The sequence below is a fragment of the Streptomyces siamensis genome, assembly GCF_039543605.1.
Lineage (GTDB): Bacteria > Actinomycetota > Actinomycetes > Streptomycetales > Streptomycetaceae > Streptomyces > Streptomyces siamensis.
Genome location: NZ_BAABKB010000045.1, coordinates 280,552 through 306,114, shown reverse-complemented (window position 1 = coordinate 306,114; position 25,563 = coordinate 280,552). Strand labels below are relative to the sequence as shown.

The 25,563-nt window shown below is 71.7% G+C and carries 25 protein-coding genes and 1 pseudogene; 16 read left to right on the top strand and 10 right to left on the bottom strand.

The annotated features are described in order from the left end of the window. Nucleotides 1–121 precede the first annotated feature (121 nt). A complete protein-coding gene (locus tag ABEB03_RS41540) occupies nt 122–706 on the bottom strand; it encodes a hypothetical protein (protein ID WP_095932903.1) in 585 nt (194 codons plus the stop codon). A gap of 511 nt (nt 707–1,217) precedes the next feature. On the opposite strand from ABEB03_RS41540, the gene ABEB03_RS41535 reads away from it, so the two are divergent. Then, nucleotides 1,218–2,735: a glutamate--cysteine ligase gene (locus ABEB03_RS41535; RefSeq protein WP_345658234.1), complete on the top strand. Its 1,518-nt coding sequence runs from the start codon at nt 1,218–1,220 to the stop codon at nt 2,733–2,735. A 25-nt stretch (nt 2,736–2,760) separates the two neighbouring features. On the opposite strand, the gene ABEB03_RS41530 is transcribed toward ABEB03_RS41535, so the two are convergent. Beyond that, nucleotides 2,761–4,524, bottom strand: a complete 1,764-nt coding sequence (locus ABEB03_RS41530) for a substrate-binding and VWA domain-containing protein (RefSeq protein WP_345658233.1) — start codon at nt 4,522–4,524, stop codon at nt 2,761–2,763. A 186-nt stretch (nt 4,525–4,710) separates the two neighbouring features. Between ABEB03_RS41530 and ABEB03_RS41525 the strand changes: the two genes are divergently transcribed. After that, nucleotides 4,711–5,511, top strand: a complete 801-nt coding sequence (locus tag ABEB03_RS41525; RefSeq protein WP_095932900.1) for a CPBP family intramembrane glutamic endopeptidase — start codon at nt 4,711–4,713, stop codon at nt 5,509–5,511. Between the two features lie 163 nt (nt 5,512–5,674). Here ABEB03_RS41525 and ABEB03_RS41520 read toward each other — a convergent pair whose 3' ends face one another. After that, nucleotides 5,675–6,484, bottom strand: a complete 810-nt coding sequence (locus ABEB03_RS41520) for a PhzF family phenazine biosynthesis protein (RefSeq protein WP_345658232.1) — start codon at nt 6,482–6,484, stop codon at nt 5,675–5,677. 138 nt (nt 6,485–6,622) lie between these two features. Between ABEB03_RS41520 and ABEB03_RS41515 the strand changes: the two genes are divergently transcribed. Further along, nucleotides 6,623–7,279 (top strand): PadR family transcriptional regulator, encoded by a 657-nt coding sequence (locus tag ABEB03_RS41515; protein ID WP_345658231.1) that lies wholly within the window; start codon nt 6,623–6,625, stop codon nt 7,277–7,279. 183 nt (nt 7,280–7,462) lie between these two features. On the opposite strand, the gene ABEB03_RS41510 is transcribed toward ABEB03_RS41515, so the two are convergent. Beyond that, nucleotides 7,463–7,891 (bottom strand): type II toxin-antitoxin system Rv0910 family toxin, encoded by a 429-nt coding sequence (locus ABEB03_RS41510; RefSeq protein WP_345658230.1) that lies wholly within the window; start codon nt 7,889–7,891, stop codon nt 7,463–7,465. Between the two features lie 346 nt (nt 7,892–8,237). On the opposite strand from ABEB03_RS41510, the gene ABEB03_RS41505 reads away from it, so the two are divergent. The 3 genes and pseudogenes from ABEB03_RS41505 to ABEB03_RS41495 all read left to right on the top strand — a co-directional run. Beyond that, a complete protein-coding gene (locus ABEB03_RS41505; protein WP_345658229.1) occupies nt 8,238–8,786 on the top strand; it encodes a Clp protease N-terminal domain-containing protein in 549 nt (182 codons plus the stop codon). 144 nt (nt 8,787–8,930) lie between these two features. Beyond that, a complete protein-coding gene (locus ABEB03_RS41500; RefSeq protein ID WP_345658228.1) occupies nt 8,931–9,941 on the top strand; it encodes an EamA family transporter in 1,011 nt (336 codons plus the stop codon). A 337-nt stretch (nt 9,942–10,278) separates the two neighbouring features. Next, nucleotides 10,279–11,205: pseudogene (locus tag ABEB03_RS41495) on the top strand (DMT family transporter); the annotation flags it as partial. 350 nt (nt 11,206–11,555) lie between these two features. Here the strand turns inward: ABEB03_RS41495 and ABEB03_RS41490 are convergent. Continuing rightward, nucleotides 11,556–12,245, bottom strand: coding sequence for a pyridoxamine 5'-phosphate oxidase family protein (locus tag ABEB03_RS41490; RefSeq protein WP_345658227.1), 690 nt, complete (start codon nt 12,243–12,245; stop codon nt 11,556–11,558). 35 nt (nt 12,246–12,280) lie between these two features. Between ABEB03_RS41490 and ABEB03_RS41485 the strand changes: the two genes are divergently transcribed. Continuing rightward, complete coding sequence (locus tag ABEB03_RS41485) at nt 12,281–13,612, top strand: aminotransferase class I/II-fold pyridoxal phosphate-dependent enzyme (RefSeq protein WP_345658226.1); 1,332 nt, start codon at nt 12,281–12,283, stop codon at nt 13,610–13,612. Between the two features lie 58 nt (nt 13,613–13,670). On the opposite strand, the gene ABEB03_RS41480 is transcribed toward ABEB03_RS41485, so the two are convergent. Next, nucleotides 13,671–14,606, bottom strand: coding sequence for a DMT family transporter (locus ABEB03_RS41480; protein ID WP_345658224.1), 936 nt, complete (start codon nt 14,604–14,606; stop codon nt 13,671–13,673). A 75-nt stretch (nt 14,607–14,681) separates the two neighbouring features. Between ABEB03_RS41480 and ABEB03_RS41475 the strand changes: the two genes are divergently transcribed. After that, nucleotides 14,682–15,584: a LysR family transcriptional regulator gene (locus ABEB03_RS41475; protein WP_345658223.1), complete on the top strand. Its 903-nt coding sequence runs from the start codon at nt 14,682–14,684 to the stop codon at nt 15,582–15,584. Nucleotides 15,585–15,786: 202 nt separating this feature from the next. Here ABEB03_RS41475 and ABEB03_RS41470 read toward each other — a convergent pair whose 3' ends face one another. Further along, complete coding sequence (locus tag ABEB03_RS41470; RefSeq protein WP_345658222.1) at nt 15,787–16,254, bottom strand: pyridoxamine 5'-phosphate oxidase family protein; 468 nt, start codon at nt 16,252–16,254, stop codon at nt 15,787–15,789. 144 nt (nt 16,255–16,398) lie between these two features. Between ABEB03_RS41470 and ABEB03_RS41465 the strand changes: the two genes are divergently transcribed. Next, the gene (locus tag ABEB03_RS41465) at nt 16,399–17,037 is read left to right on the top strand and encodes a cysteine hydrolase family protein (protein ID WP_345658221.1); all 639 of its coding nucleotides are present in this window, start codon (nt 16,399–16,401) and stop codon (nt 17,035–17,037) included. Between the two features lie 24 nt (nt 17,038–17,061). Here ABEB03_RS41465 and ABEB03_RS41460 read toward each other — a convergent pair whose 3' ends face one another. Next, nucleotides 17,062–17,535 carry a Rieske (2Fe-2S) protein gene (locus tag ABEB03_RS41460; RefSeq protein WP_345658220.1) on the bottom strand — a complete coding sequence of 158 codons (474 nt, stop codon included), beginning with the start codon at nt 17,533–17,535 and terminating at the stop codon, nt 17,062–17,064. Nucleotides 17,536–17,771: 236 nt separating this feature from the next. On the opposite strand from ABEB03_RS41460, the gene ABEB03_RS41455 reads away from it, so the two are divergent. From ABEB03_RS41455 to ABEB03_RS41425, 7 genes are all read left to right on the top strand, one after another. Beyond that, nucleotides 17,772–18,554 (top strand): HipA family kinase, encoded by a 783-nt coding sequence (locus ABEB03_RS41455; protein WP_345658219.1) that lies wholly within the window; start codon nt 17,772–17,774, stop codon nt 18,552–18,554. After that, the gene (locus tag ABEB03_RS41450) at nt 18,551–18,934 is read left to right on the top strand and encodes a DUF3037 domain-containing protein (RefSeq protein WP_345658218.1); all 384 of its coding nucleotides are present in this window, start codon (nt 18,551–18,553) and stop codon (nt 18,932–18,934) included. The genes ABEB03_RS41455 and ABEB03_RS41450 overlap by 4 nt, the downstream gene beginning before the upstream one ends. A 202-nt stretch (nt 18,935–19,136) precedes the next feature. After that, nucleotides 19,137–19,898 (top strand): 3-oxoacyl-ACP reductase FabG, encoded by a 762-nt coding sequence (gene fabG / locus ABEB03_RS41445; protein WP_028800483.1) that lies wholly within the window; start codon nt 19,137–19,139, stop codon nt 19,896–19,898. A 17-nt stretch (nt 19,899–19,915) separates the two neighbouring features. Beyond that, entirely contained in the window at nt 19,916–20,677 is a 762-nt protein-coding gene (locus tag ABEB03_RS41440; RefSeq protein WP_095932886.1) for an SDR family oxidoreductase, read from the top strand. A gap of 371 nt (nt 20,678–21,048) precedes the next feature. After that, entirely contained in the window at nt 21,049–22,629 is a 1,581-nt protein-coding gene (locus ABEB03_RS41435) for an ABC transporter substrate-binding protein (RefSeq protein WP_345658217.1), read from the top strand. 97 nt (nt 22,630–22,726) lie between these two features. After that, nucleotides 22,727–23,410, top strand: coding sequence for a uracil-DNA glycosylase (locus ABEB03_RS41430; RefSeq protein ID WP_345658215.1), 684 nt, complete (start codon nt 22,727–22,729; stop codon nt 23,408–23,410). A 179-nt stretch (nt 23,411–23,589) separates the two neighbouring features. After that, on the top strand, nt 23,590–24,147 hold the full coding sequence (locus ABEB03_RS41425) for a hypothetical protein (protein WP_345658253.1): 558 nt from the start codon (nt 23,590–23,592) through the stop codon (nt 24,145–24,147). Nucleotides 24,148–24,270: 123 nt separating this feature from the next. On the opposite strand, the gene ABEB03_RS41420 is transcribed toward ABEB03_RS41425, so the two are convergent. After that, complete coding sequence (locus tag ABEB03_RS41420) at nt 24,271–24,732, bottom strand: hypothetical protein (protein WP_345658214.1); 462 nt, start codon at nt 24,730–24,732, stop codon at nt 24,271–24,273. A 142-nt stretch (nt 24,733–24,874) separates the two neighbouring features. Continuing rightward, complete coding sequence (locus ABEB03_RS41415) at nt 24,875–25,465, bottom strand: TetR/AcrR family transcriptional regulator (protein ID WP_345658213.1); 591 nt, start codon at nt 25,463–25,465, stop codon at nt 24,875–24,877. Nucleotides 25,466–25,563: the final 98 nt, after the last annotated feature.

Genomic DNA, 25,563 nt, shown 5'->3' with positions numbered 1-25,563 from the left:
GACGGGCGGTGCGCAGCGGCGTGCCCCGCGGCCGGCGGAGCGGCGGCGGGGCACGGGAGCCGGTGCCTGTCGTGCGCGGTTCACGGGGGTGTCCGCCCGTGCGGGCGGCGCGGTCGTGGTCCTACGCGGGTGTGATGAGCAGCGGTGCGGGCGTGAGCCGGTGGGTGAGCACCGGCAGCAGCTCGGCGACGCTGTGCGGACGGTGTGCGGCGATGCCGGGCGGCGCGGGAGCCAGCGGGACGAGGAGGTCGGTGGCGGCGGGGAGCCCTGTGGCGGCGTCCGCGGTGCAGTCGCCGTGCAGCCAGAGCGTGAGCATGTACAGCTCCGGCACGGACAGCAGGCGTGCCTGGTAAGGCTGCTGCATGGACTCGGCCTGACGCACGGCGCGTTCGGTCGCGGTGATGTACGGGCCCTCGAAGAAGCGGGAGAACGCCCAGCCGTCGGGTGTCAGCATGGTGTCGGCCGCGGCCACCGCGCGATCGCCGCTGCGGATCAGGAAGCGCCAGCCGGCGAGCCGGGTGGCCGGCGCACCCTCGGGAGTGGTCCGGTCCAGGACATGCACGGGCAGCGGGAGTTCGGGTGTGACGGGCCCCTGGGCCAGACGCAGGGACGGGGTGCGGGCCTCGCGGACTGCGGTGGGGGAACCGAGTGCCGTGAGGACGGTGCGAAGGGCGGGCGCGGGAGCCGGGGGGACATGCAGCGGCATGGTGGGTCGCCTCTCATTCGACAGGCATGGCAGCACGAGGGCGGGGGCGGACGGCGCTGTCAGCTCTCGGGGTCAGAGGGGCGTGGGGTCTGGATCTGCCGACAGGTTCCACGACCGCGAGCGCCAATTCTCTGCCTCGTTTGCGGAGTTTATACGACACGTGTTCAGACGGTGTTTCGTCTAGTCGTCCCGAATATGAAGAACAAGGCGCTATTCGGTCGATGAAACGAGGAGATTCATCCCGATTCTGCGCGGGGGCGGCGCGATGACCTCGGAACGCTTCGCCGAAGCGGTCGGCCGATTCTCGTCGGCGTTTTTCACGAGATCATGTCGGGCCGTAACTTGCACATTGCCGCATGCCGCGTGAATGTGCCCGGGGCCCGGACTCCAGCCTAGCGGTCCGCGGGGTCGTCCGGGGGCGTTATGAATGGCGATGCCGGGGCATCATCCCACGTGACCCGGGACGCCAGGGGCCGGAGCATCGGCCGCCCATCCGAGGAGGGACACTTCGATGGGGGAGAAGGTCGTGGCAGGGCCGTTCGACCTGTCCGATCGCCAGCGCCACCGCGACAAGCTCCGCCAGTGTCTGACGGTGCTGGAGCGACTGCTGGAGGAGAAGAGGTTCGATCGCCCCAAGAATCTGATGGGCCTGGAGATCGAGTTGAATCTCGCAGGACCGGACGGCATGCCCAGAATGATGAATGCGCAAGTACTCGATCGCATTGCGAGCCGCGATTTCCAAACAGAACTCGCCATGTTCAACCTGGAAGTCAACATAGCCCCACACCGGCTCGGTGACCGGGTATTCGACCGGCTCGCCGAGGAGCTGCGCACCTCACTCGCGTACGCGCACCGAAAAGCGGGCGAGGTCGATGCCGGAATCGTGATGATCGGCATTCTGCCGACACTCGGTCAGCGCCACCTGGTCCTTGCGAATCTGTCGGACGTCGACCGTTACACACTGCTCAACGATCAGATCGTGGCCGCCCGGGGAGAGGACTTCGCCCTTGACATCGACGGCATCGAGCGCCTGGTGTGCAGATCGCGTTCCATCGCGCCCGAAGCCGCCTGCACCTCCGTGCAACTGCATCTCCAGGTCACCCCGGGCCGGTTCGCGGACGTGTGGAACGCCGCGCAGGCGGTGGCCGCCGCGCAGGTCGCCGTGGGGGCCAACTCGCCCTTCCTGTTCGGCCACGAGCTGTGGCGCGAGTCGAGGCCGCCGCTCTTCCAGCAGTCCACGGACACCCGGCCGCCCGAGTTGCAGGCCCAGGGGGTCAGACCGCGCACCTGGTTCGGCGAGCGGTGGATCTCCTCGGCGTACGAGCTGTTCGAGGAGAACCTGCGCTTCTTCCCGCCGCTGCTGCCGATCTGCGACGACGAGGACCCGCTGGCCGTCCTGGACGGCGGAGGCACCCCCAAGCTCGCCGAACTCGTGCTGCACAACGGCACGGTGTACCGCTGGAACAGGCCCGTGTACGGCATCGCCGACGGCGTCCCCCACCTGCGCGTCGAGAACCGGGTCCTGCCCGCAGGCCCCACCGTCGTCGACGTGATCGCCAACGCGGCCTTCTACTACGGGCTCGTCCGCGCGCTCGCCGAGGAGTCGCGGCCCGTGTGGACGCGGCTGTCCTTCGAGTCGGCGGCCGCGAACTTCGACGCCGCCTGCCGGCACGGCATCGACGCCCGTCTGGAGTGGCCGCGGCGGGGCCGGTACGGCGGGACGACCCAGGTGGACGTGGTCAACCTGGTCCGTGACGAGCTGCTGCCGCTGGCCGCCGCCGGGCTGGACGCCTGGGGTGTCGAACCCGCGGACCGTGACCTCTACCTGGGGGTGATCGAGGATCGGTGCCGATTGCGCGCCAACGGAGCGACGTGGCAGGCGGCCACCTTCCACCGGGCCCTGGAGAAGGGGCTCAGCCGGGAGGCCGCGCTGGCCGCCACGACACGGCGCTACGGCGAGCTGATGCATCTCGGCGAGCCGGTGCACACCTGGCCGGTCGGGCTGCCCGAACCGGTGCCGCTCGGCTGATCGGTCGGTCGGCTCAAGCGGCGGGTCAGCTTCGGCTGCCCGCCGCCACGATCGCCTTCAGGATCACCGAGTGGATCTGCGACGGGTCGTCGACCTGATGGCCCGAGCCGCCGGTCGCCTTGGCGATCTGCTCCATCTCCCGCCGGTCGGCGTCGGGGCCCACCGCGATCGCGATCAGCGGTACCGGCCGCTGCGGGTCGGTGATCCGTTGCAGCTGGTCGACGAGGCTGGAGCGCGAGATGCTCCCGGGATCCTGGTTGACGCCGTCCGTCAGGAGGACCAAGGCGTTGAACTTCCCCTTCGCGTAGGACGAGACGGCCGCCTTGTACGCGGCCAGCGTGGTGTCGTAGAGCCCGGTCGCCCCGCCGGGGACGGGTTCGAGGGCGCTGAAGGCGGCCGAGAGCCGGTCCCGCTGGGTGTCGGTGCCCCTGCGGTCGCCGAGCCGCTCCGTCGGCACGAGCACCCGGTAGTCGCGATCGCCGTCGAGACGGGTGGAGAACTTCCACAGTCCGATCTCGTCCTCCGGGGTGAAGGTGGCGAGGGCCTGCAACAAGGAGGCCTTGGTGACGTCCATACGGGACTGGTCGGTCCCCGCGACGGGCTCGGACATGGAGGCGGACGCGTCGACCACGGTCGTGATCCGGGCGCTCTGCACCGTGATCGTCCACATGCCGAGAGCCTCCTGGAGGGCCTTCGCCGACGCCGGTTCCGCCGAGGCCTGCGTGAACGGCTGTTCGGGGCTGCCGCCGGCCCCGCTGACCAGGGCGTCGGACGGGGTCTCCGCGTCCGTGCGGAACCCGTGCTTCGCGAGGATGCGCTGCGGCTCCGGCTCGCCCAGCAGGGTCATGAACCGCAGGGCGGCGCGGCTCTCGTCGGTGCTCAGCTCCGGCTCGTCGACGAGGGCGAACGGATAGTCGAGCCGGGGCGTCCCGTCCTTGGGGTAGAAGAGGTCGAGCGTCCCGCCGCCGTCCGCCGCGGCGTTGTGCGCGAACGCAGCCTGTTCGGACAGGATCAGCGCCTGATTGCGCTTCGGGTTGCCCTGCTCGGTCCCCGAGGAGTCACGCGGCAGCGTGTCCAGCACCTGGCCGTCGCTGTCCGAGGTGCGCTGCGAGAGGGCCTTCGCCATGGCGGCCGCCCGGGTGTCGCCGCCCTCGGCACTCGCCGCGGCACTGCTGAGCTGTGTCAGCGCCAGCAGACCTGTCGCGCTGCGCGCCGGATCGGCCGCGCCCAGTCTCAGCCGGTCGTCCTGCATCGCGGCCCCGGTCAACTCGGTCCAGGTGTAGGTCTTCCGGGGCCATCCCAGCGACTTCGCGGCGGACGGGACCATGGCGACACCGACCGGGGAGGAGGCGATGTTGCCCGCGTTGGTCACCTGGGTCGCGGAGCTGTCCGCGGCGACGCGCTGCACCCACATGTCGGAGTCCGGGACCCATGCCTGGACGTCGGACTTCCGGCCCGCCCGCAGCGCGTCCGTGACCTTGTACGACTCGCGTGCGCTCACGCCGACGTCGAGGCAGCGGCCGTCGGACGTGATGTTGTTCTTGCGGGCGTACTCGGCGGCGGCCCGCAGAGCGGGCGCCACGTCCGGCGAGGCGGCCACCTCCAGGTGCACGGCGTCGTCCTGGCAGGACCCGCCGAACGACAGCAGGCCGCCACTGACCGCGGCCGCCGTGCCCGCGACGACCGTGAGGACCAGCACCGTCGCGATGGCCACGTTGCGGCGGCGCGCGCGTAGGCGGGGGTCGGCGGCACCCGCCCCGTACTCGTCGGGCAAGCTGTGACGTCCCATGACGGTGGTGCCCTCCCAGTTGAGCCCGGAGCCGCGAAACAGCCGTGAGGCAGGGGAAAGGGGAGGTACGCCCCGTACGGTGTCCGTCCCCTGGACGGCCTGTCGCGCACGATCTTCGTAACTTCTTTCGAGACCCTAGCGGGGTCAAGATGGGGATGCGGCGGGATTACTCAACTGGAGGCGGGAGTGCAGGTGGAGGCGGGGTCGGTGGCCGATTCTTTTCCGAAGGAGGGGCTGACACGGCGGATTCTGCGGGACGAGACGCTGCTCGTTCTGGGGCTTTCGCTCGGTGCGAGTGGGGTGTCCGCGCTGATCAGCTTTGTCGGATCAGTCACCAAACCGGGGGGTCTGAAGGACCAGGCGGCCACCCTCAACGCCTCGGCCGCGCCGGGCCGGCCGTGGCTCGATCTGGCCTGGCAGCTCTTCGGGATCGCGTCGGCCCTGGTGCCGGTGGCGCTCGTCGCGCACTTCCTGCTGCGGGAGGGCACGGGGCTGCGCGTCATCGGCTTCGACCGCACGCGCCCGTGGCCGGACCTCGGCCGCGGGGCGGGCGTCGCGGCGGTGATCGGCAGTACGGGCATCGCCTTCTACCTGGCGGCCCGGGGGCTCGGCTTCAACCTCACGGTGGTGCCGGAGGCGCTGCCCGACGTGTGGTGGAAGTACCCGGTGCTGATCCTCTCGGCCGTGCAGAACGCCGTGCTGGAGGAGGTCATCGTCGTCGGCTATCTGCTGCGCAGGCTCGGGCAGTTGGGCTGGACGCCGGGGACCGCGCTGGTGGCGAGCGCGGTGCTGCGCGGCTCGTACCACCTCTACCAGGGCATCGGCGGGTTCATCGGCAACATGGTGATGGGCGTCGTCTTCGTCTACCTGTACCGGCGCTGGGGACGGGTCGGCCCGCTCGTGGTGGCCCACTCGCTGCTCGACATCGGTGCCTTCGTCGGATACGCGCTGCTGGCCGGGAAGGTGGGGTGGCTGCCGACGGCGTGAGCGCCGCCGGGCGGGGCGGGGTGGGGCGGGGCGCGGGCCTGACGCCCTTGCGGCCGCCGCCCTGCTCCGGGCGAAACCGTCCGGAGGCCGGGCGCGCGGGGCGTACGGCAGGCCCGTACGCCCCTTCTCGCCGTGTCGTGAGCCTGTGCCGTGAGCCGCGCCGTCAGGCCAGCAGCTCGCCCTCGATGACCGTGACCGCGCGGCCGGTCAGGAGCGTGCGGTCCCCGCGCAGCCCGGTGCGGACGAGGCCGGAGCGGCGGGAGGCCTGGAGCCCCGTGAGGTCGGGCCGGCCCAGGCGCTCGGACCAGTACGGGGCGAGGGCCGTGTGGGCGCTGCCGGTGACCGGGTCCTCGTCGATGCCGACGTTCGGGAAGAAGCAGCGCGAGACGAAGTCGTAGCCGCGGGAGGCGTCCTCGGCGCGGGCGGTCGCGATGATGCCGCGCCGGGAGTGGCGGGAGAGTCCCTTGTGATCGGGGGCGAGACCCAGGACCGTCTTCTCGTCGGCGAGTTCGACCACCAGGTCACCGACCTGCGGACCGGTGTCGCAGGCCGCGAGCGGCTCGGCGCCCAGTGCCTCGGCGACGCCGTCGGGGACGTCGACCGGCGTGAGCGGCGCGGTCGGGAAGTCCAGGGTGATCGAACCGTCCTCCTGCGGTGTCGCGACGAGGACGCCACTGAGCGTCGCGAACCGCACCGGGCCCGGGTGCGTGCCCGTGCTGTGCAGGACGTGCGCGGTCGCCAGCGTCGCGTGCCCGCACATGGCGACCTCGGTGGCGGGCGTGAACCAGCGCAGCGCCCAGTCGGCCTCGCCGCCCTCGGGCAGCCGGTGGGCGAACGCCGTCTCGGCGTGGTTGACCTCGAGAGCGACGTTCTGGAGCCAGGCGTCGTCGGGGAAGGAGTCGAGGAGGACGACCCCGGCCGGGTTGCCGGCGAAGGGGCGGTCGGTGAAGGCGTCGACGATTCGAATCCGCATGGCCCGACGCTAGCCGCAGGTCGGAGCGGCGGAACAAGGCCAATCATCAGGATCTGGACCCGGAGGATTGCCAGCCGAACTATTCCGATATATCGTTGAGGCATCGCGATCGATCAACGATGGAATGGAGTGATGGCGATGCGTTCCCGTGAAGACGACTTCGGATACGAACACGGACATGGACACCACGGCGGCCCCGGCCATCGGGGTCGGGGCGGCTTCGAGGGGCGGCGCAGGGCCTTCGGGCCCTTCGGGCCGGGTGGTCCCGGCGGTCCTGGTGGCCCCGGCTTCGGTGGACCGGGCTTCGGCCCGGGTCCCTGGGGCGGGCGCGGCGGTCGGGGTGGACCGCGCGGCAGGGCGCGGCGCGGCGACGTACGCGCGTCGATCCTGGCTCTGCTCAAGGACCGGCCCATGCATGGTTACGAGATGATCCAGGAGATCGCCGAGCGCAGCGGCGGGGCGTGGAAGCCCAGCCCCGGTTCGGTCTACCCGACCCTCCAGCTGCTGGAGGACGAGGGGCTGATCATCAGTGCGGCCGAGGGCGGCAAGAAGCTGTTCTCGCTCACCGAGTCCGGCCGCGCCGCGGCGGACGAGGGACCCGACGCGCCGTGGGAAGAGGCCGGGCGCGGGGTCGACTGGGAGACGCTGCACGAGATCCGGCAGGCCGGCTTCGGCCTCATGGAGGCCTTCGGCCAGGTCTGGAAGACCGGCAGCAAGGAGCAGCGCGACAAGGCGCTGGTGGTCATCAACGAAGCCCGCAAGAAGCTGTACCTGATCCTCGCCGACGAGGACTGACGGCACGCTGTGGCAATGGACGGCGCCCCGCGGAAGCGATTCCGCGGGGCGCCGTCCGTGTCTGCCCGGGCCCCGGGGCGCGACTCCGCGGGTCGCCGTCCGCGTCTGCTCGCGCCTGGAGGCCACATTCCGCGGGGCCCTTCCTTGCGTGCCGTCCCCGAGTGAGCCGGGCCGCCCGGGGGTTCAGGCGACCAGGCCGCCGAGCTTGCGCAGCGACTCGTTCAGCGCGGCCGTCGCCGAGTCCTTGAGCTTGCCCGCCATGAGCGAGACCGCGGCACCGGTGAACTCCCCGTCGATCCGCACCGTCGTCGACCCGCCGTCGGGGGTGAGTGTGTAGCGCGTCGCGACGTTCACGGCCATCGGGCCCTTGCCGCGGATCGCCAGGAGGTGTCCCGGCTCCAGTGCGTCGATGGTCCAGGTGACCTCGGCGGGGAAGCCCATGAGCTTCATGTTCTCCTCGAAGGTGCCGCCCACTTCGAGGGTCTCGGGTCCGCCCTTGGGGAAGCTGGTGTGGGTCGCGTTCCACTCGCCGTACGCGGGCCAGTCCGTGAGCTGGGCCCAGATCTTCTCGGCGGGCGCCTCGATGCGTGCTTCCGCGCTGACTTCGGCCATGCGACCACCCCTTCGTGTCGGGCGCTGCGCCCGGCGCAGCTACGGTGTCGCGGAACGTAGCCGCAGGCCCCGGAACATTCAATACTGATGAACTGTCAGAAATTGTGGAGGGTGGCCCGTCCGTCCCGGGCAGGGCCGGCTCGCTCGCCGTGCTTCGAGGGGAACGTCGAGGCGGCGCGGCCGCGGGCGGGGGCGCAACGCAAGGCGGCGCGCGCCCCAGGGGGAAATCGGTCCGAAGTCATCCGCAAGGAGGAGAACATCCCCATGGATGCCCAACCTGTGTCGGACGCGAAGATGCTGCCCGCCGAGGATGTCCCGGCTCCGGGAGGCTGATGGGGTAGGGGTTGTGCCATCCCGTATTCCCCAGCAGTCCGCCGCCGAGAGCGGCCCGAACCGAACAGAACTCGATGGCGGGCTCAGTGCCGAGCTGGCCTCGGTGGTCTCGGGTGCGCGCAGGCGGGCGCTGCGGGACGGGGACCGGCAGATCGACACCGCGCGTCTGCTGCACTCGCTGCTGGAGTCCGATCCCGAGGTGCGCGCCGCCTTCGAGGGCGCCGGTCAGGTCGCCCGGCTCCTCGGCTACCTGGTGCAGCGCAGCATCGGTTACGGGCTGCGCTGGCAGAGCTCCGTCGAGGACTCCGGTGCCGTACCGGTCGTCGCCGAGGCGGGCTGGTCCCCGGTGGCGGCCGGGGCCATGGAGCTGGCGTACGAGCGTGCCGTGCTGCGCGGCGACGAACAGGCCCGCGGTCTCGACCTGCTCGCGGCGCTCGTCGCCGACCCCCAGTCGCGGGCCGTCGAGGTCCTCGGACGCGCGGGCGTCGACACCCCCGCACTGCTGGAGCGTGTCGAGGCCGCCTGCAAGGGACGGGTGGGCCGGGTCGACGGCGGGCGCTGAACCGGAGCGGTCGGCCGTGCGGCCGACCCCGCGTCCGCGGCGGCCGCCGGGCTGGTGCCCGCAGCCTCCCGCGGACCAGGCCGGAGTCCAGCCGTTGAGACAGGTGTCAACGGGGGTGACGCTCATGTCATCGCCTGTCATCATGTGGCGGTGCATACGTCTCAGGGCAGTCAGGGCAACCGTGTGAAGAGCGTCGGCCTCGGCCTCGCGCTCGTGTCGGCGGTCGCCTTCGGCGGATCGGGTGTCGCGGCCAAGCCGCTGATCGAAGCGGGTCTCGACCCGCTCCATGTGGTGTGGCTGCGGGTCGCGGGCGCCGCGCTGGTGATGCTGCCGGTGGCGGTGCGCCACCGGTCGCTGCTGCGGAGCCGCCCGGCGCTGCTCGCCGGTTTCGGACTGCTCGGTGTGGCCGGTGTGCAGGCCTGCTACTTCGCGGCGATCTCCCGCATCCCGGTCGGCGTCGCACTGCTCGTCGAGTACCTGGCGCCCGCGCTCGTGCTCGGCTGGGTCCGCTTCGTGCAGCGTCGTCCCGTCACGCGGGCCGCGGCCCTCGGAGTGGTGCTCGCAGTCGGCGGACTCGCCTGCGTGGTCGAGGTCTGGTCGGGGCTGAGCTTCGACGCCTTCGGACTGCTGCTCGCATTGGGGGCCGCCTGCTGCCAGGTCGGCTACTTCGTCCTGTCCGACCAGGGGAGCGACGCCGGCGACGAGGCGCCGGACCCGCTCGGCGTGATCGCCTACGGCCTTCTCGTCGGCACCCTCGTACTGACCGTCGTCGCGCGTCCGTGGACGATGGAGTGGTCCGTGCTCGGCGGCAGCGCCGACATGAACGGGACCTCCGTGCTCGCCGCCCTGCTCCTCGGCTGGATCGTGCTGATCGCGACCGTCGTCGCGTACGTCACCGGAGTGCTCTCCGTGCGCAGGCTCTCCCCGCAGGTCGCGGGCGTCGTCGCCTGCCTCGAAGCGGTGATCGCGACCGTCCTGGCCTGGGTCCTGTTGGGGGAGCACCTCTCGGCGCCGCAGATCGTCGGCGGTGCGGTGGTGCTGCTGGGTGCGTTCATCGCGCAGTCGTCGGCGCCCGCGAAGCCCTCGGACGGGCCGGTCGCCAGTGGCGGGAGCGACGCCGAAAGGGAGTTGTCCACTCCGGGAATGGTCGCCTAAAGTGCAGGTCATGCCTTTGACGCTCGTTCTCCCGCCCCCGGCCGCCTGAGGCGGGCCCTTCCGGATCCACACCCGGCCACGTGCCGGGTGGGACGGTGCTGCCCGCGGAAGAAGTCCGAGGACCCCTCGTGAGCCGGCGCTCCGAGCCTCGCGTCCCGAGCCCTCCGATGAGTCTCGTGTCCCGAGTTTCGTGCTGAGCCCCGTGCCCCGTGTCCCGTGCGCCGTGTCGCGCGTCCCCGAGCCCTGTGCTCCGTGACGCGCGCCCGCGCCCGGTGTCCCGTGCGCCGGCGACGACGTGGTCCCTTCCCGAACTTCTGCGAATCTGCGGAGAGAACACGTGTCGCACACTGCTTCCGGCCTGCCCATCGGGCGAGGCCTCCTCTATCTGATCGTCGCCGGTGCCGCCTGGGGCACCGCGGGCGCGGCCGCGTCACTGGTCTACCGGGCCAGTGACATGGGGCCGATCGCCCTCTCCTTCTGGCGCTGCGCGGGCGGGCTCGTACTGCTGCTCGGCGCGCGCGTGCGGTCCCGCCGACGGGTCCGGCCCGCCGTGCGGGAGCCGCTGCGCAGCAAGGCCCTGCGCATCGGGACCACCGGCCTGGGGCTCGCCGTCTTCCAGACCGCCTACTTCGCCGCCGTCGAGGCGACCGGCCTCGCCGTGGCGACCGTCGTCACCCTGGGGGCCGGGCCGGTACTCATCGCGCTCGGCGCGCGCCTGACCATGGGGGAGCGGCTCGGACGCGGCGGGATCGCCGCCGTCGCCGGGGCGCTCACCGGACTCGGGGTGCTGGTGCTGGGCGGCGGGGGCGCGACGGTGCGCCCCTGGGGTGTCGCGCTGGCGGTGCTGTCCGCGGCCGGGTACTCCGTGATGACGCTGCTCACCCGGTGGTGGGGGCGCGACGGCCGCGCCGACGGAGGCGGTACGACGGTGTGGACGTTCGCCGTCACCGCGGCCTGCCTGCTGCCGCTCGGACTGGCCGAGGGACTGGTCCCGCACACCGCCCAGCCGGTGCACGTACTGGCGCTGCTGGGATACATCGCGGCCATCCCCACGGCGCTGGCCTACGCCCTGTTCTTCGCGGGCGCGGCCGTGGTCCGTTCGGCGACCGTTTCCGTGATCATGCTGCTGGAGCCGGTGAGCGCGGCGGTGCTCGCGGTCGGGCTGCTCGGCGAGCGGCTCACGGCGGCGACGCTGGTGGGCACCTTGCTGATGCTCGGGTCGGTTACCGGCCTCGCGGTCGCGGAGACGCGCGCCGTGGCGACCGACCGGCGCAGGTCCGACGACGGGCCTGTCGCCGCCGGGTCCGACGACCGACGTGTCGCCGCGGGGGCCCACGAGGCCACGGCCGATGCCGTGGCGTGCCCGGCCTCCGTCGTGGCCGGGTCCGACGACGGGGCGGTCACGGCCGCGGCCGGCGCCGATGCCACCCCGGCCGTGTCCGGCGCCGGTGCCGTCGACAGCGGGCCGACGGCCTGACGCCGCACGGCGCCCGATGAGGGGCCGGCGCTCGTCGGGCCTCGTCCGATCGAGGACCGGCGTTCCTCCGCGGTGACGGGTGCGGGCCCCGCGGGCTCGCACCCGTCACCGCCCGTGGGCGGTGAGCCCCGGCGGTCTCACAAGGCGGCGAGGTAGTCCGGAAGGCCGATGCCGGGAGCCAGGTCGTCGGCCGGTACCGGGGCGTCGAACCCCTTGGCCAGTGGCAGGACTCCGGTCCAGTGCGGAAGCGCGAGGTCCTCGGGCTCGTCGTTCGGGCCGCCGGTGCGCAGCTTCGCGGACACCTCGTCGAGGTCGAGCCGGATCACGGCGGTGGCCGCGAGTTCCTTGCCGTTGGCCGGGCGCGAGTCGAGCGAGCGACCGGGGACGACGTGGTCCACCAGGGCGTCCAGAGCCGCACGCTTCTCGTCCGGGTCGGTCACCTGGTGGGCGATGCCGTGCACCACCACCGAGCGGTAGTTGATCGAGTGGTGGAAGGCCGAGCGGGCCAGGACCAGCCCGTCGACATGGGTGACCGTCAGGCAGACCGGCAGGCCCGGGTCGGCCTGGCCCGTCATGCGCAGCGGGCGCGATCCCGTCGAGCCGTGCACGTAGAGACGGTCGCTGACACGGCCGTAGAGCGTGGGCAGGACGACGGGGGCGCCGTCGCGCACGAAGCCGAGATGGCAGACGTACCCCTCGTCGAGTATCGCGTGCACGAGCTCGCGGTCGTACGCCGCGCGTTCCTTGGAGCGGGTGGGGACGGTGCGGTCGGTCGGGGTGTAGGCGGTGGCCCGCGGCGTCCCTGGCTGGGTGCTCGTCTCCGACATTGCGTACTCCATTGCACTAGTGCATACTTTTATTTGTGCTAGGAGAGTATCGGATCACAGGGCGTCGTGCAGCCGAGATTGCCGCCGACGTCGAGAGCGCGGTCGGCTCCGGAGACCTCGAACCCGGTCAACTGCTGCCGCCGATGCGGGAGTTGGCGGAGCGGCTCGGAGTGAACCCGAACACCGTCGCGGCCGCCTATCGGACGCTGCGTGAACGCGGGGTCATCGAGACCGCGGGCCGCCGCGGCAGCAGGGTCCGGACCAAGCCCGCCACCACGGGGCGTGAGCACATCCGTGTCGAGGTGCCGGACGGCGTACGGGATCTGGCGGACGGCAACCCCGACCCCGCACTGCTGCCCGGTCTCGCCGAGGCGTTCGCCGTGGCGGCCGGGCGGACGGACCGTGAGCCCGTGAGATACGGGGAGGCCGCCGTCGAACCGGAGCTGGAGCGGATCGCCCGCGCCGACCTGGACGAGGACGGCGTCCCCGGCGGGCCCGTCGTCGTCACCTCCGGATCGCTCGACGCCATCGAGCGTGTACTGACGGCTCATCTCAGGCCCGGGGACACCGTGGCCGTCGAGGATCCCGGCTGGGGCAGCCTGCTCGACCTCGCCCCGGCGCTCGGACTGCGCACGGTCGGCGTCGGCGTCGACGACGAGGGGCCGCTTCCCGACGACGTGCGCCGTGCCCTGGAGGCCGGCGCGCGGGCCCTGATCGTCACGGACCGGGCGCAGAACCCCACCGGAGCGGTGGTGACCGCCACGCGGGCGGGTGCCCTGCGCGCCGTTCTGCAGGAGCATCCGCAGACCCTGCTCATCGAGGACGACCACGGGCACCGCATCGTGGACCAGCCGCTCCGTCCCCTCGCGGGCGTGACGCACAGCTGGGCCTTCGTCCGTTCCGTCGCCAAGGCGTACGGCCCGGACCTGCGCCTCGCGGTCCTCACCGGCGACCCCGTCACCGTCGACCGGGTGCACGGGCGCCAGCGGCTCGGGCCGGGCTGGGTGAGCCGCCTGCTCCAGAAGGCCGTCGTCCATCTGTGGACCTCCGGCGCCGTGGACGCGGCGGCTGTGGCGGCGGAGTACGGGCGGCGGCGGGACGCGCTGATCGACGCCCTCGGTGAACGCGGCGTGGAGGCGTACGGGCGCAGCGGGATGAACGTGTGGATCCCCGTGCCGGACGAGACCGGGGCGGTCGCGCGGCTGCTGCACGCCGGCTGGGCGGTCGCACCCGGCGCGCGCTTCCGGATGAGCGCGCCGCCCGGCATCCGGATCACCGTGTCGACGCTGACGCCGGACGACATGGAACCGCTCGCCGATGCGGTCGCGTCCGCGGTCGGCCCCGCACCGGCCCGCCGCTACGTGTGACGCGATGTCGGCCGGGGCCGCGGACGCCCCGGCCGGTGCCGGCGGCACCGCAGGCCGATCAGGGGCGCGGCCTGGCCTGGGTGAGCGCCGCGCCCGCGAGGACGACCACGGCGCCGACCGGGGTCGACCAGGACAGCGATTCGCCGAGGATCGCGACGCCCGCCGCGGTGGCTATCACCGGGATGAAGTAGGTGACCATCTGCGCGGTCGTCGGGCCGACCTCGGCGACGATGCCGTACTGGATGAGCATGGCCAGGCCCGTGCCGAGGGCTCCCAGGGTGACGACGGCGAGCAGCGGGACGACCGGGAAGTGGCTCGGGAGGGTGGTGAACAGCGGCGTCACGACGGCCAGTTGGGCGGTCGCCAGGAGGAGCTGGGCGCCTGTCATCGACAGGTGGGAGTGGCCGGTGCCGGCCAGCGTGCGACGGACGTAGATCCATCCGACCGGATAGCTCAGGGAGGCCAGCAGGGCCATCGCCGTGCCCGTGGCGTCCAGGCCGTGGAAGCCCTGCCAGACGCCGAGGACCGTCAGGACGCCGATGAAGCCGATACCGAGCCCGGCCACCCTGCTCCGAGTCGGCCGGTCCTCCGAGAGGGCGACCAGCGACAGGGCCATGCCCCACAGCGGCGAGGTCGCGTTGCAGATGCCCGCGAGCGTGGACGGGACGGTCAGCTCCGCGTAGGCGAAGAGCGAGAACGGCAGCGCGTTCAGCAGGAGGGCCGCGACCGTCAGGTGCCCCCAGGTCCGCACCCCGCGCGGCAGCCGCTCGCGCTTCACCGTCATCGCCGCGGCGAGCACCGCCGTGCCGAACAGCAGCCGTCCGAAGGTGACCTGGAACGGCGCGTACCCCTCCGTGCCCACCTTGATCAACAGGAAGCTGAAGCCCCAGATCAGGGCGAGAACGCCGAAGCGCACCCGCCAGTCGAGGGCGGCGCGGCGACGGGGCCCGGCCGGGGCGGGGGAGAGGGCGCGGGCGCTGGTGACGGTGCTCATGCACACCACCATGGGGTACGACGATCTCTTAGCACAAGCGAGATTTTCGGAGCGGTATCTCGTAGCATTGCTTACATGTTGAACCTGGAGCGCCTTCGCACCCTGGACGCCCTCGCCCGGCACGGCTCGGTGAGCGGAGCGGCCGAGGGGCTGCACGTCACGACGTCGGCCGTATCCCAGCAGATGTCGAAGCTGGAGCGCGAGGTGGGGCAGCAACTGCTCGCGAAGAACGGCCGCGGAATCCGCCTCACCGACGCCGGCCGGCTGCTCGCCGATCACGCCGCGCGCATCCTGTCCCAGGTGGAGCTGGCGCAGTCGGACCTGGAGGCGCAGCGCGGTCAGGTCGTGGGCGAGCTGCGGCTCTCGGCGTTCCCCACCGCCGCACGCGGGCTGTTCCCGGCCGTGCTCGCCACGCTCCGTGCGGACCACCCGGGGCTCCGGGTGCGCTCCTGCGAGCTGGAGCCGGAGGCCGGGGTGGCCGGAGTGATCCGCGGCGACCTCGATCTGGCCGTCGTGCTCGACTGGTACAACAAGCCGATGCCGCTGCCGGACGGCCTCGTCAAGGCATCGATCCTGGACGACCCCGCCGACGTGGCGATGCCGGTCGGGCACCGGCTCGCGGACCGCGCGGAGGTGGACCTCGCCGACTTCGCCGAGGACGAGTGGATCACGTGGAACGAAGGCGAGTTCTGTCACGAGTGGCTGATGTTCACGCTCCGCTCCAAGGGCGTCGAGCCGCACATCGTCCATCGCGCGGCCGAGACGCACACGCAGCTGGCCATGGTCGCCGCGGGGCTCGGCGTCTGTGTGGCGCCGCTCCTCGGGCGGCACCCGATGCCCGAGGGCGTGGTCACGGTGCCCGTGCGGCAGCGTGTACGCCGGCATGTGTACGTCGTGTGGCGGGCCGACGCCGACCGCCGGCCGTCGATCAGGGCGGCGGTCCGCGCACTGCGCGGAGCGGGGGAGGCCGTCAAGTGAGCCTCGGGGGCGGCGCCGTGGCCCGCCCGCCGCGCCGAGGCGTCACTTCTGGGCGACGGAGCGAGGGCCCTGGGGCGACGGGCCGGGGCGCCCCGCGCGGGCGGGCGACCCGGGCCCCTGAGACGGTCGCCGCTCCCCGGTGGGCGCCCCGAGAACCCTGGAGCGAGCGGCCCGTTCGGCGCCGTCGGCCGGTCGACGCCCTCTAGAGCAAGGGGAGTTTGCGGAAGTCCCAGGAGGCGACGGCCTCCGGAGTCAGCCGCATCCACGCGTGCCTCCCGTCGTGCGGCATCTCCGCCAGGCCGAAGTTCTTGCGGGCGAACAGCGTCTCCGGGACGTCGAGTTCGGCGCACAGGTCCCCGACGCGAGGTATCTCGCCGACGAACTCCACCGTGCCGGACAGTTCGACCCCGCGCAGCTCCCCGTACTGCTCGCCGGAGTCGATCACCACGGCCACCCGGGGGTCGCGGCGCAGCTCCGCCCACCGCTTGCTGCGCACCACCGAGTACAGCCACAGCGATGTGCCGTCCCAGGCGAACCAGAGGGCGCTGACATGCGGCGCGCCGTCCTTCGACACGGTCGCGACCCGGCAGGTCCGTTCGGTGGTGAGGAACTCGTCCAGTTCGCCGGGGGTCATCATGATCTTCCGGCCCCTGCGCTGAGTGACGGCCATGCGGTCTCCTCTTCTTCCGCGTCGGCCCGCTTCGCTGCCGACAGAGATCCTCTGACATCACGTCAGAAAAGCATGGGCCGTCTTCCGTCCCCACGCAATGGTCGTTACGCTCGCCCGCCCCGACCTCGACGACCAGGGGGAGCCATGCCGTCGTACGAACAGCTCAGTGAACTCCTCGACCCCGCCACCACGGTGCTGCTCACCGTCGAGTGCCAGCAGGGTGTCGTGGGCCAGGACAGCGCACTGCCCGAACTCGCCAAGGAGGCACGGTCGTCGGGAGCGCTCGTCAACGTGGCCCGGCTGGTGGCCGCGGCCCACGAGAGCGGAGTGCAGGTCGTCCACGCCGTGGCCGAACGGCGCCCGGACGGCCGGGGCGCCAACCACAACGCCCGCCTCTTCCGCGCCGCGGCCCGGCTGCCCGTCCAGCAGCTCACCGGCACGACGGCCGTCCGCATCGCGTCGCCCGTCGTGGTCGCCGAGGAGGACCTCGTCGTACGCCGACTGCACGGACTGTCCCCCCTCGCGGGCACCGACGTGGACCCGTTGCTGCGCAACCTGGGCTGCCGCACCCTCGTGGTGACCGGTGTCTCGGCCAATGTGGCCATCCCCAACGCCGTGTTCGACGCCGTGAACCTCGGCTACACCGCCGTCGTGCCGGCGGACGCCATCGCGGGGGTGCCCTCCGACTACACCCCCGCGATGATCCGCAACACGCTCGCCCTCGTCGCCACCATCGCGACGACCGACGACGTGCTGGCCTGCTTCAGGCGTCCGCGCCGCTGAGGCCGCCGCCGAAGCCCAGGGGGCTCAGGAGAGCTTGATGGAGTCGCCCTCGACGGTGATGGTCGCGGCGGCCAGCGCGGTCGTCGCGGGCCCCTTCTTCACGCTGCCGTCGGCGGCGGAGAACTGGCTGCCGTGGCAGGGGCAGTTGATGACGCCGTTCGCTATGCCCTTCACGGCACAGCCCTGGTGCGTGCACTTGGACGAGAACGCCTTGAACGTGCCCGCCGTCGGCTGGGTCACGACGACGCCCTGGTCCGCGAAGACCTTGCCGCCGCCCTCCGGGATGTCGCTGGTCTTGGCGAGCACCGTGCCGCCGGCGTTTCCGGCCGCCGCGTTGTCGCCGCCGCCCGAGCCGCCCCCGTTCACCTCGCTGGAACCGGACGACTTCTTGTCGTCCCCGCACGCGGTCAGCGCGACGGCGAGCCCCGCCGCGCCGACCGCCGCCACGACGGTGCGCCGGGCCGGTGCCGGGACGGGGTGAAGCGATTCGCTGGTCATGCCGACTTTCCCTTCAACGGACGTGATGGTGATCCGTAGACAAGTACGGTTCGGGCGTGTGCCCTGTTCAGGGGGTTGGCGACTTCTTGACCCGATCGACAGCGGGCCGACAGGATCGACAGCGGGCCGACAGGCGGCGGCCCGGCCGGTGCGGACCGCCGGACCCTCGGCCCCGGGCGCGGCGAGCACCCACGGGTCGCGTCCTCGCCCTCCGTCCACCCCAGTAACCTGGGGCGATGCTCAAGGAAGTCATCGCGACCCGCTACATCACGCCCCTGCGTGAGGGCGGCTCGTTGCCGGGGCTCGTCGAGGCCGACGACCTGGGGACGTACGTCATGAAGTTCACCGGTGCCGGGCAGGGGCGCAAGACGCTCGTCGCCGAGGTCGTCTGCGGTGAACTCGCCCGCCGGCTCGGATTCAGGGTGCCCGGCCTGGTGACGATCGGCCTCGACCCGGTCATGGGACTCGGCGAACCGGACCAGGAGGTCCAGGGGCTGCTGAAGTCCAGCGGCGGGCTGAACCTCGGGATGGACTTCCTCTCCCGCGCGATCGGCTTCGACTCGCTCGCCTTCGACGTGAGCGCCGAGGAGGCGGGGCGGATCGTCTGGTTCGACGCGCTGGTCAACAACGTGGACCGTTCCTGGCGCAACCCCAACATGCTGGTGTGGCACGGGGACCTGTGGCTCATCGACCACGGCGCCACCATGATCTGGCACCACCACTGGCCCGGCGCGCAGGCGTCCGCGGCCAAGCCGTACGACGTCTCCGAGCACGCGCTCGCGCCCTTCGGGCCGGATGTCGCCTCGGCCGCGGCGGAGCTGGCACCGCTGGTCACGGAGGAACTGCTCGCCGAGGTGACCGCCGAGATCCCGGACGCGTGGCTGGCCGACGAACCGGGCTTCGACTCGGCCGACGCGCTGCGGCACGCCTATGCGCAGCCGCTTCTGGCACGGGCCGCCGTCATCCATGAGCGGATCAAGGGCATCGAGGCCGTCGGGGCCGGCAAGGGGGACGCGTGAGCGAGCGGGACGTCTTCGAGTACGCGCTGCTGCGCGTGGTGCCGCGGGTCGAACGCGGCGAGTGCTTCAACGCGGGCGTGCTGGTGTACTGCCGTGCCAAGTCCTTCGTCGCCGTTCGGACGCATCTGGACGAGTCCAAGCTGCGGGCGCTCGACCCGGAGGCGGACGTGACGGGCGTGCGCGCCGCCCTGCGGGCCGTCGAGGGTGTCTGTGCGGGAGGGAAAGCGGCAGGTCAGGCGGCACGGGACGATGCCGGGCGGCGCTTTCGCTGGCTCATCGCGCCGCGCTCGACGGTCGTGCAGCCGGGCCCCGTGCACACCGGCCTGACCGCCGATCCGGAGGCCGAGACGGAACGGTTGCTCCAGCTGCTGGTCAGGTAATGGATCACATGCGCGCGGTGTGCCGTTGACACCGAGTGCCAGGGCTTCTAGCGTCACGTCTGCTGAAGGTACTAAGCGGTCGCTCACCCGAGGGGCGTACCGTGAGCCGCAGGCCATTCCGCACCGCCGAGGCGCCGAGAAGATGCCAAGGTTGCCGGGACGGGCTTTCCGACAGGCTTTCCAAGGGCGAGGAGAACCAGCAATGTCCACCACTGAGCAGCGGGTCGCCGTAGTCACCGGTGCCGCGCGCGGCATCGGTGCCGCCACCGCCGTACGACTGGCCGCCGAGGGCCGTGCCGTCGCGGTGATCGACCTCGACGAGGCCGCGTGCAAGGACACCGTGGAGAAGATCACCGCCGCCGGTGGCAAGGCCATCGCGGTGGGCTGCGACGTCTCCGACGAGGCTCAGGTCGAGGCCGCCGTCGCGCGCATCGCCGAGGAGCTCGGCGCGCCGACGATCCTCGTCAACAACGCGGGCGTGCTCCGCGACAACCTGCTGTTCAAGATGAGCGCCACCGACTGGGACACGGTCATGAACGTGCACCTGCGCGGCGCCTTCCTGATGGCCAAGGCCTGCCAGAAGCACATGGTCGACGCGAAGTTCGGCCGGATCGTGAACCTCTCCTCGTCCTCGGCCCTGGGCAACCGCGGCCAGGTCAACTACTCCGCCGCCAAGGCCGGTCTCCAGGGCTTCACCAAGACCCTCGCCATCGAGCTCGGCAAGTTCGGCGTCACCGCGAACGCCGTCGCGCCCGGCTTCATCGTCACGGACATGACCGCCGCCACCGCCGCCCGTGTCGGCATGGGCTTCGAGGACTTCCAGGCCGCCGCCGCCACCCAGATCCCCGTGCAGCGCGTCGGCAACCCCGACGACATCGCCAACGCCATCGCCTTCTTCACCGGCGAGGCCGCCGGATTCGTCTCCGGCCAGGTGCTGTACGTGGCCGGCGGACCGCTCAACTGAGGCCGGGGGACAAGGACATGACCACTCTTCCCGAACTCTCGGGCAAGGTCGCGCTGATCACGGGCGCGAGCCGCGGCATCGGCTACGGCGTCGCGGAGGCCCTGGTCGCCCGCGGTGACCGGGTCTGCATCACCGGCCGAAACGAGGAGGCCCTGAAGGAGGCCGTCGAGGCGCTCGGTTCCGACCGCGTCATCGGCGTCGCCGGAAAGGCCCACGACGAGGCGCACCAGGCCCTCGCCGTCGAGCGCACGATGGAGGCCTTCGGCCGCGTCGACTACCTGGTCAACAACGCCGGCACCAACCCGGTCTTCGGGCCGATGGCCGAGCTCGACCTCAATGTGGCGCGCAAGGTCTTCGAGACCAACGTGATCTCGGCGCTGGGCTTCGCGCAGCAGACCTGGAAGGCCTGGCAGAGCGAGAACGGCGGGGCGATCGTGAACATCGCCTCGGTCGCCGGCCTCGCCCCCTCGCCGTTCATCGGTGCCTATGGCGTCAGCAAGGCCGCCATGATCAACCTGACGGTGCAGCTCGCGCACGAGTTCGCGCCCAAGGTGCGGGTCAACGCCATCGCGCCCGCCGTGGTCAAGACCAAGTTCGCCGCCGCCCTGTACGAGGGCCGTGAGGCCGAGGCCGCCGCGGCCTACCCGCTCGGCCGGCTCGGGGTGCCCTCCGACATCGGGGGCGCCGCCGCGTTCCTCACCTCGCAGCAGTCGGACTGGGTCACCGGGCAGACGCTGGTCGTCGACGGCGGCATCTTCCTCAACGCCGGCGTCGAGTGACGCCGGGCGCCGGGGTCGAGTGACGCCCGGCGCAGTGGACGCCCCGCTCCGCGGAACCCGACGTCGGTTCCGCGGAGCGCCGCGTCGCTCCTTCGTGAGGCACGTTCCGGGCGGGCCGGGCCTGCCGGTGGACCCGGAGCGTGAGCTCCGTGCCGGACCGCAGCGCTCCGCATTTTGTGGGGAGTTGACAAAAACACCGACGTTGTCGAGAGGCGGCGCGTTCGATATCCGGACCGCCCGCGGCATCACAGAAGCCTGACAACGTAGTCACATTCGTGCTGATCAAGTGCCCTGTCGGGAACATGTTCCACCGGCGGGGCGCTGCGGTATGGTCTGCCGACCCTTGGTACGGCAGATCGAGGAGTGTGCGCGTGTTCAACCGGAACCGACGTCTGCGGCAGCTGGCGGCGATCACGTCCATAACCCTGGTGGCCGGGTGTGGCGTTCTCTCCTCGGGATCGTCCGACGACAAGGGTCCGATCGTGGTGGGCACCACCAGCGCTCCGAGCACACTGGACCCGGCCGCCTCCTGGGACGGCTCCTGGGAGCTGTTCCGCAACATCTACCAGACGCTGCTCAGTTACCCGAACGGCGCGGTGACGCCCCAGCCCGACGCCGCGAAGAGCTGCGGGTTCACGGACGACTCCAAGCGGACGTACCGCTGCGAGCTCCGTCCGGACATGAAGTTCTCCGACGGCGACCCGCTCGACGCGCACGCCGTCAAGCATTCCATCGAACGGATCAGGACCATCGACGTGCCCGGCGGTCCCGCGGGCCTACTCGGGAATCTGGGCCGGGTGCAGGCCCTGAGTGACCGTGAGGTCGTCTTCCACCTCAAGAAGTCGGACGCCACCTTCCCGTTCGTGCTGGCCACGCCCGCCATGTCGATCGTCGACCCCGACGACTACCCAGCCGACGCCCTGCGCAAGGACGGCAAGGTCTTCGGGTCCGGGCCGTACACCCTCCAGTCCTACGAGGAGGGCAAGAAGGCCGAGCTCGTCAGGAACGACCACTACGACGGGTTCGCCGACCGCAAGAACGACTCGGTCACCATCCGCTACTTCCAGGACTCGTCCCAGATGGTCGAGGCCCTGCGGGACAAGAAGATCGACGTGACCTACCGAGGACTCGCCTCCTCGGACATCGTCCAGCTCCAGAGCCGCGACTCCCAGCACGGCATCCAGCTCATCGAGGGCGCGGGCACCGAGATCAGCTACCTGGTCTTCAACCCGAAGGACCCGTGGGCGAAGAAGCTCGCCGTCCGCAAGGCCATCGCCCAGGTCGTCGACCGGCCCGCCATCGCGCACAAGGTCTACAAGGACACCGTCGACCCCCTGTACTCCATGGTCCCGGCCGGCCTGATCGGGCACTCCACGGGATTCTTCGACAGCTACGGGAACCCCAGCAGGACCAAGGCGCAGAAGATCCTCAAGGACGCGGGCATCACCCAGCGGGTGCCGCTGACCCTCTGGTACACGACCGATCGCTACGGCTCCGAGACCGCACCGGAGTTCCGGGAGCTGAAGGCCCAGCTCGACGGCTCCGGGCTGTTCAGCATCACGCTCAAGAGCCGCCCCTGGAAGACGTACGAGGCGGGCTACCGCAAGGGCGAGTACCCGGTCTTCGGGCGTGGCTGGTTCCCCGACTTCCCGGACGCCGAGAACTTCATCGCGCCCTTCGTCGGCACGCAGAACGCGCTCGGTACGCCCTATCCGTCGCCGAGGATCACCAACCAGCTGCTGCCCGATTCCCGCCGGCAGAGCGACCGCGCCGCCGTGGTGAAGGAGTTCGAGGAGGCGCAGCAGATCCTCGTCGACGACGCCCGGCTGCTGCCGCTGTGGCAGGGCAAGCAGTACGTGGCCGCGAGCGAGGACATCTCGGGCGGTGAGCGGGCCCTGGACCCGTCGACGATCATGACGATGTGGGAACTGCACCGCAAGACGAGCTGGTAGGGGGAGCCGGCCGGGGGAGCGGGGCCCGGAGTCGATTGTCAGTGGGCGGCGGTAGGTTCTGTGGTCTGGAAGTGACCGCACATCGGAGGAAGTTGACGTGACCGATATCGCCATGCTGCCCGAGTCCTGGCGCGGCGTCCTGGGCGAGGAGCTGCAGCAGCCCTACTTCAAGGAACTCACGGAGTTCGTCGAGGAGGAGCGCGCCAAGGGTCCTGTCTACCCTCCGCGTGAGGAGGTCTTCGCCGCGCTGGACGCGACACCGTACGAGCGGGTGAAGGTCCTCGTGCTCGGCCAGGACCCCTACCACGGCGAGGGCCAGGGGCACGGCCTGTGCTTCTCGGTCCGCCCGGGTGTGAAGACCCCGCCCTCCCTCCGGAACATCTACAAGGAGATGAAGGAGGAACTGGGCACCCCGATCCCCGACAACGGCTATCTGATGCCGTGGGCCCAGCAGGGAGTGCTGCTGCTCAACGCGGTGCTGACCGTGCGTTCCGGCGAGGCCAACTCGCACAAGGGCAAGGGCTGGGAGAAGTTCACCGACGCGGTGATCCGTGCCGTGGCCGACCGGCCCGACCCGGCCGTCTTCGTGCTGTGGGGCAACTACGCGCAGAAGAAGCTCCCGCTGATCGACGAGGAGCGGCACGTCGTGGTGAAGGGGGCGCACCCCTCGCCGCTGTCCGCGAAGAAGTTCTTCGGCTCGCGTCCGTTCACGCAGATCAACGAGGCGGTGGCCCGTCAGGGGCACGAGCCGATCGACTGGCGGATTCCCGACCTCGGCTGACGGGGACCTGCGGTCGGCCCCCGTCACCGGGGCCGGCCGTCACCGTCCCCGTGGTCTCGTCCGGGGGCCGCATCTCCGCCCGTCACCGGCCTGGCCCAGCGGCGTACGGGGGCGCCTGAGCCCGATTGACAGTGGCTCCGGCTAGCGTCGTAGGGACAGTGACGAGCCTGGAGGACGCGGTGGCGGAGCAACGGGAGCAGGCGGCGCCGGACGCCATGATGACCCGGATCGGACAGGTCGTCATGCTGCACCACGGCGGGGACCGCGAGGAGGCTCGCGGCCGCTTCCTGGACCTGTGGGCGGAGATCGGCGAGGACGGCGACCCGCTGCACCGCTGCACGCTGGCGCACTACATGGCCGACACCCAGGACGACCCCTCGGACGAACTCGCCTGGGACCTGCGCGCGTTGTCGGCGGCCGAGGAGCTGAGCGACGGGTGCCTCGCGGAGCATCACCAGTCGCTCGCGGTCCGCGCCTTCTACCCGTCCCTCCACCTGAATCTCGCCGCCGACTATGTGAAGCTCGGCCACGGCGAGGTCGCGCGCAGCCACCTGCGCCGAGCACGGGGCGCGGTCGGCGCCCTCGGCGACGACGGCTACGGCGACGGGATCCGCGCGGCGATCGCCCGCCTGGAGACGAGACTCGCCCACGACGGCATCCCGGACGGGGACAGCCTCCCCGACCGTCTCGGCGGTCCGGGAGGCGAGACCCTGGGACCGCCGAGAAAATGCCCCTAGCGAGCTACCGCCCCCGCTCCGGGGTGCCCCTGGGACGCGCACGGCCTCCGGTTCGGCCGGTGTCCACGGGGACGGGTGACGCCGTGCCCGTCTCGGGACGGGCACGACAGCGACCGCAATCACTCAGGGGCCGTACGCCTTCTTGCAGATGATCGCCTCCGGGCTGTCCGCCTTCCAGCCGCCGTACTTCCTGCCCAGGGCGCACACGTCCGAGCCTCGTGGCAGGCCGGTCGGGACGGGCGGCTCGACGCGGTGCGTGTCGGGCCGGTGCGGCGCGGGCTGCGGGGCCGGCCGGTCGCGGTGCGGCGGGGCCGCCGGTGTCGTGGCGGCCGGCGGAGGAGTGGCCCGGTGCGGTGCCGCGGCACGCTCCGAAGGCTTCCGGGACGGCCCGATGAGCTCCAGCGCCTCCTTCGCGGGTGCCTGCACGATCTGCGGTTCGCCCTTTCCGTCCGGACGTGGCGCGGCGGGCCGGGGCGGCGCGGGCGGCGGGCCGGGGGAGGGCGGCCGCTGGACGGTCACACAGCCCGAGAGGGCGGTGACAGCCGCGGCGACCAGGAGCGTTGCGGTGGTCGTCGTTCGATGCACTCGCGCAACTCTGCTGTGTCCCGGCCGATTTGGGGAGCGGACAAGCGCAGGTTGCCCCACATGGGTGATCCTTCCGTTCCTCCGATGGGCGCGGCCGCCGGAAAACCGACCGCCTGCGCACGGCTCGCCGTGCGGCCCGGGATCAGGGTGCCAGCATTCCCCGCAACAGCTCGCGGAAGCTCGCGCGCAGCTCCTCGATCCCCGGTACCGCGTCGTGGAACGAGCCGGCCACGCACGAGAACATCATCCCGTCGCACCAGGCGACCAGGGACAGCACGTGCCGGTCCGGGGAGCTCGACCCCGCGGCCGTGACCAGCGCGGTCAGCGGGTCCCGGAAGCGCCGCCCCGCCGCGTCGAAGAACTCCCGCAGCTCGGGGCGCCGGGTCGCCTCCAGCGCCAGCTCGTAGCGGGCGACGAGCAGTTGGCGATGGCGGGTCAGATAGCGGTGCAGGGCGAGAGCGAGTCCGTCGGCCAGCGCATCGGGCCCGCCGCGCGGGTCCGGCATCTCGTCGGGCGTGAGCACCTGCGCCTCACGCTCGGCGAGCCGCCGTACGGCGACCTCCAGCAGGGCCAGCCGGGTGCGTGCCTGATTCGAGGTCGAGCCCTGGGGGAGCCCGGCGGCCTCGTCGACCGCGCGGTGGGTCAGACCGCGCATCCCGCGCTCGGCGAGCAGGCCCAGCGCGGTGTCGGCGATCAGTTCGGCGCGACCGGCGCCGGTGTTGCGTACGGGCATGGGGCCAATCTATCGGGATCACTACATCTGTAGTACGGTCGAGATGCCGGGTAACTACAGGTGTAGTGACCTGTGTGCGCGGTCATCGCAGTCGGGTG

Excerpts from the sequence above, each read along its gene's own strand:
- ABEB03_RS41540 (WP_095932903.1), bottom strand. The coding sequence starts at position 706 with ATGCCGCTGCATGTCCCCCCGGCTCCCGCGCCCGCCCTTCGCACCGTC.
- ABEB03_RS41535 (WP_345658234.1), top strand. The coding sequence starts at position 1,218 with ATGGGGGAGAAGGTCGTGGCAGGGCCGTTCGACCTGTCCGATCGCCAG.
- ABEB03_RS41530 (WP_345658233.1), bottom strand. The coding sequence starts at position 4,524 with ATGGGACGTCACAGCTTGCCCGACGAGTACGGGGCGGGTGCCGCCGAC.
- ABEB03_RS41520 (WP_345658232.1), bottom strand. The coding sequence starts at position 6,484 with ATGCGGATTCGAATCGTCGACGCCTTCACCGACCGCCCCTTCGCCGGC.
- ABEB03_RS41515 (WP_345658231.1), top strand. The coding sequence starts at position 6,623 with ATGCGTTCCCGTGAAGACGACTTCGGATACGAACACGGACATGGACAC.
- ABEB03_RS41510 (WP_345658230.1), bottom strand. The coding sequence starts at position 7,891 with ATGGCCGAAGTCAGCGCGGAAGCACGCATCGAGGCGCCCGCCGAGAAG.
- ABEB03_RS41490 (WP_345658227.1), bottom strand. The coding sequence starts at position 12,245 with ATGTCGGAGACGAGCACCCAGCCAGGGACGCCGCGGGCCACCGCCTAC.
- ABEB03_RS41480 (WP_345658224.1), bottom strand. The coding sequence starts at position 14,606 with ATGAGCACCGTCACCAGCGCCCGCGCCCTCTCCCCCGCCCCGGCCGGG.
- ABEB03_RS41475 (WP_345658223.1), top strand. The coding sequence starts at position 14,682 with ATGTTGAACCTGGAGCGCCTTCGCACCCTGGACGCCCTCGCCCGGCAC.
- ABEB03_RS41470 (WP_345658222.1), bottom strand. The coding sequence starts at position 16,254 with ATGGCCGTCACTCAGCGCAGGGGCCGGAAGATCATGATGACCCCCGGC.
- ABEB03_RS41465 (WP_345658221.1), top strand. The coding sequence starts at position 16,399 with ATGCCGTCGTACGAACAGCTCAGTGAACTCCTCGACCCCGCCACCACG.
- ABEB03_RS41460 (WP_345658220.1), bottom strand. The coding sequence starts at position 17,535 with ATGACCAGCGAATCGCTTCACCCCGTCCCGGCACCGGCCCGGCGCACC.
- ABEB03_RS41455 (WP_345658219.1), top strand. The coding sequence starts at position 17,772 with ATGCTCAAGGAAGTCATCGCGACCCGCTACATCACGCCCCTGCGTGAG.
- fabG (WP_028800483.1), top strand. The coding sequence starts at position 19,137 with ATGTCCACCACTGAGCAGCGGGTCGCCGTAGTCACCGGTGCCGCGCGC.
- ABEB03_RS41440 (WP_095932886.1), top strand. The coding sequence starts at position 19,916 with ATGACCACTCTTCCCGAACTCTCGGGCAAGGTCGCGCTGATCACGGGC.
- ABEB03_RS41415 (WP_345658213.1), bottom strand. The coding sequence starts at position 25,465 with ATGCCCGTACGCAACACCGGCGCCGGTCGCGCCGAACTGATCGCCGAC.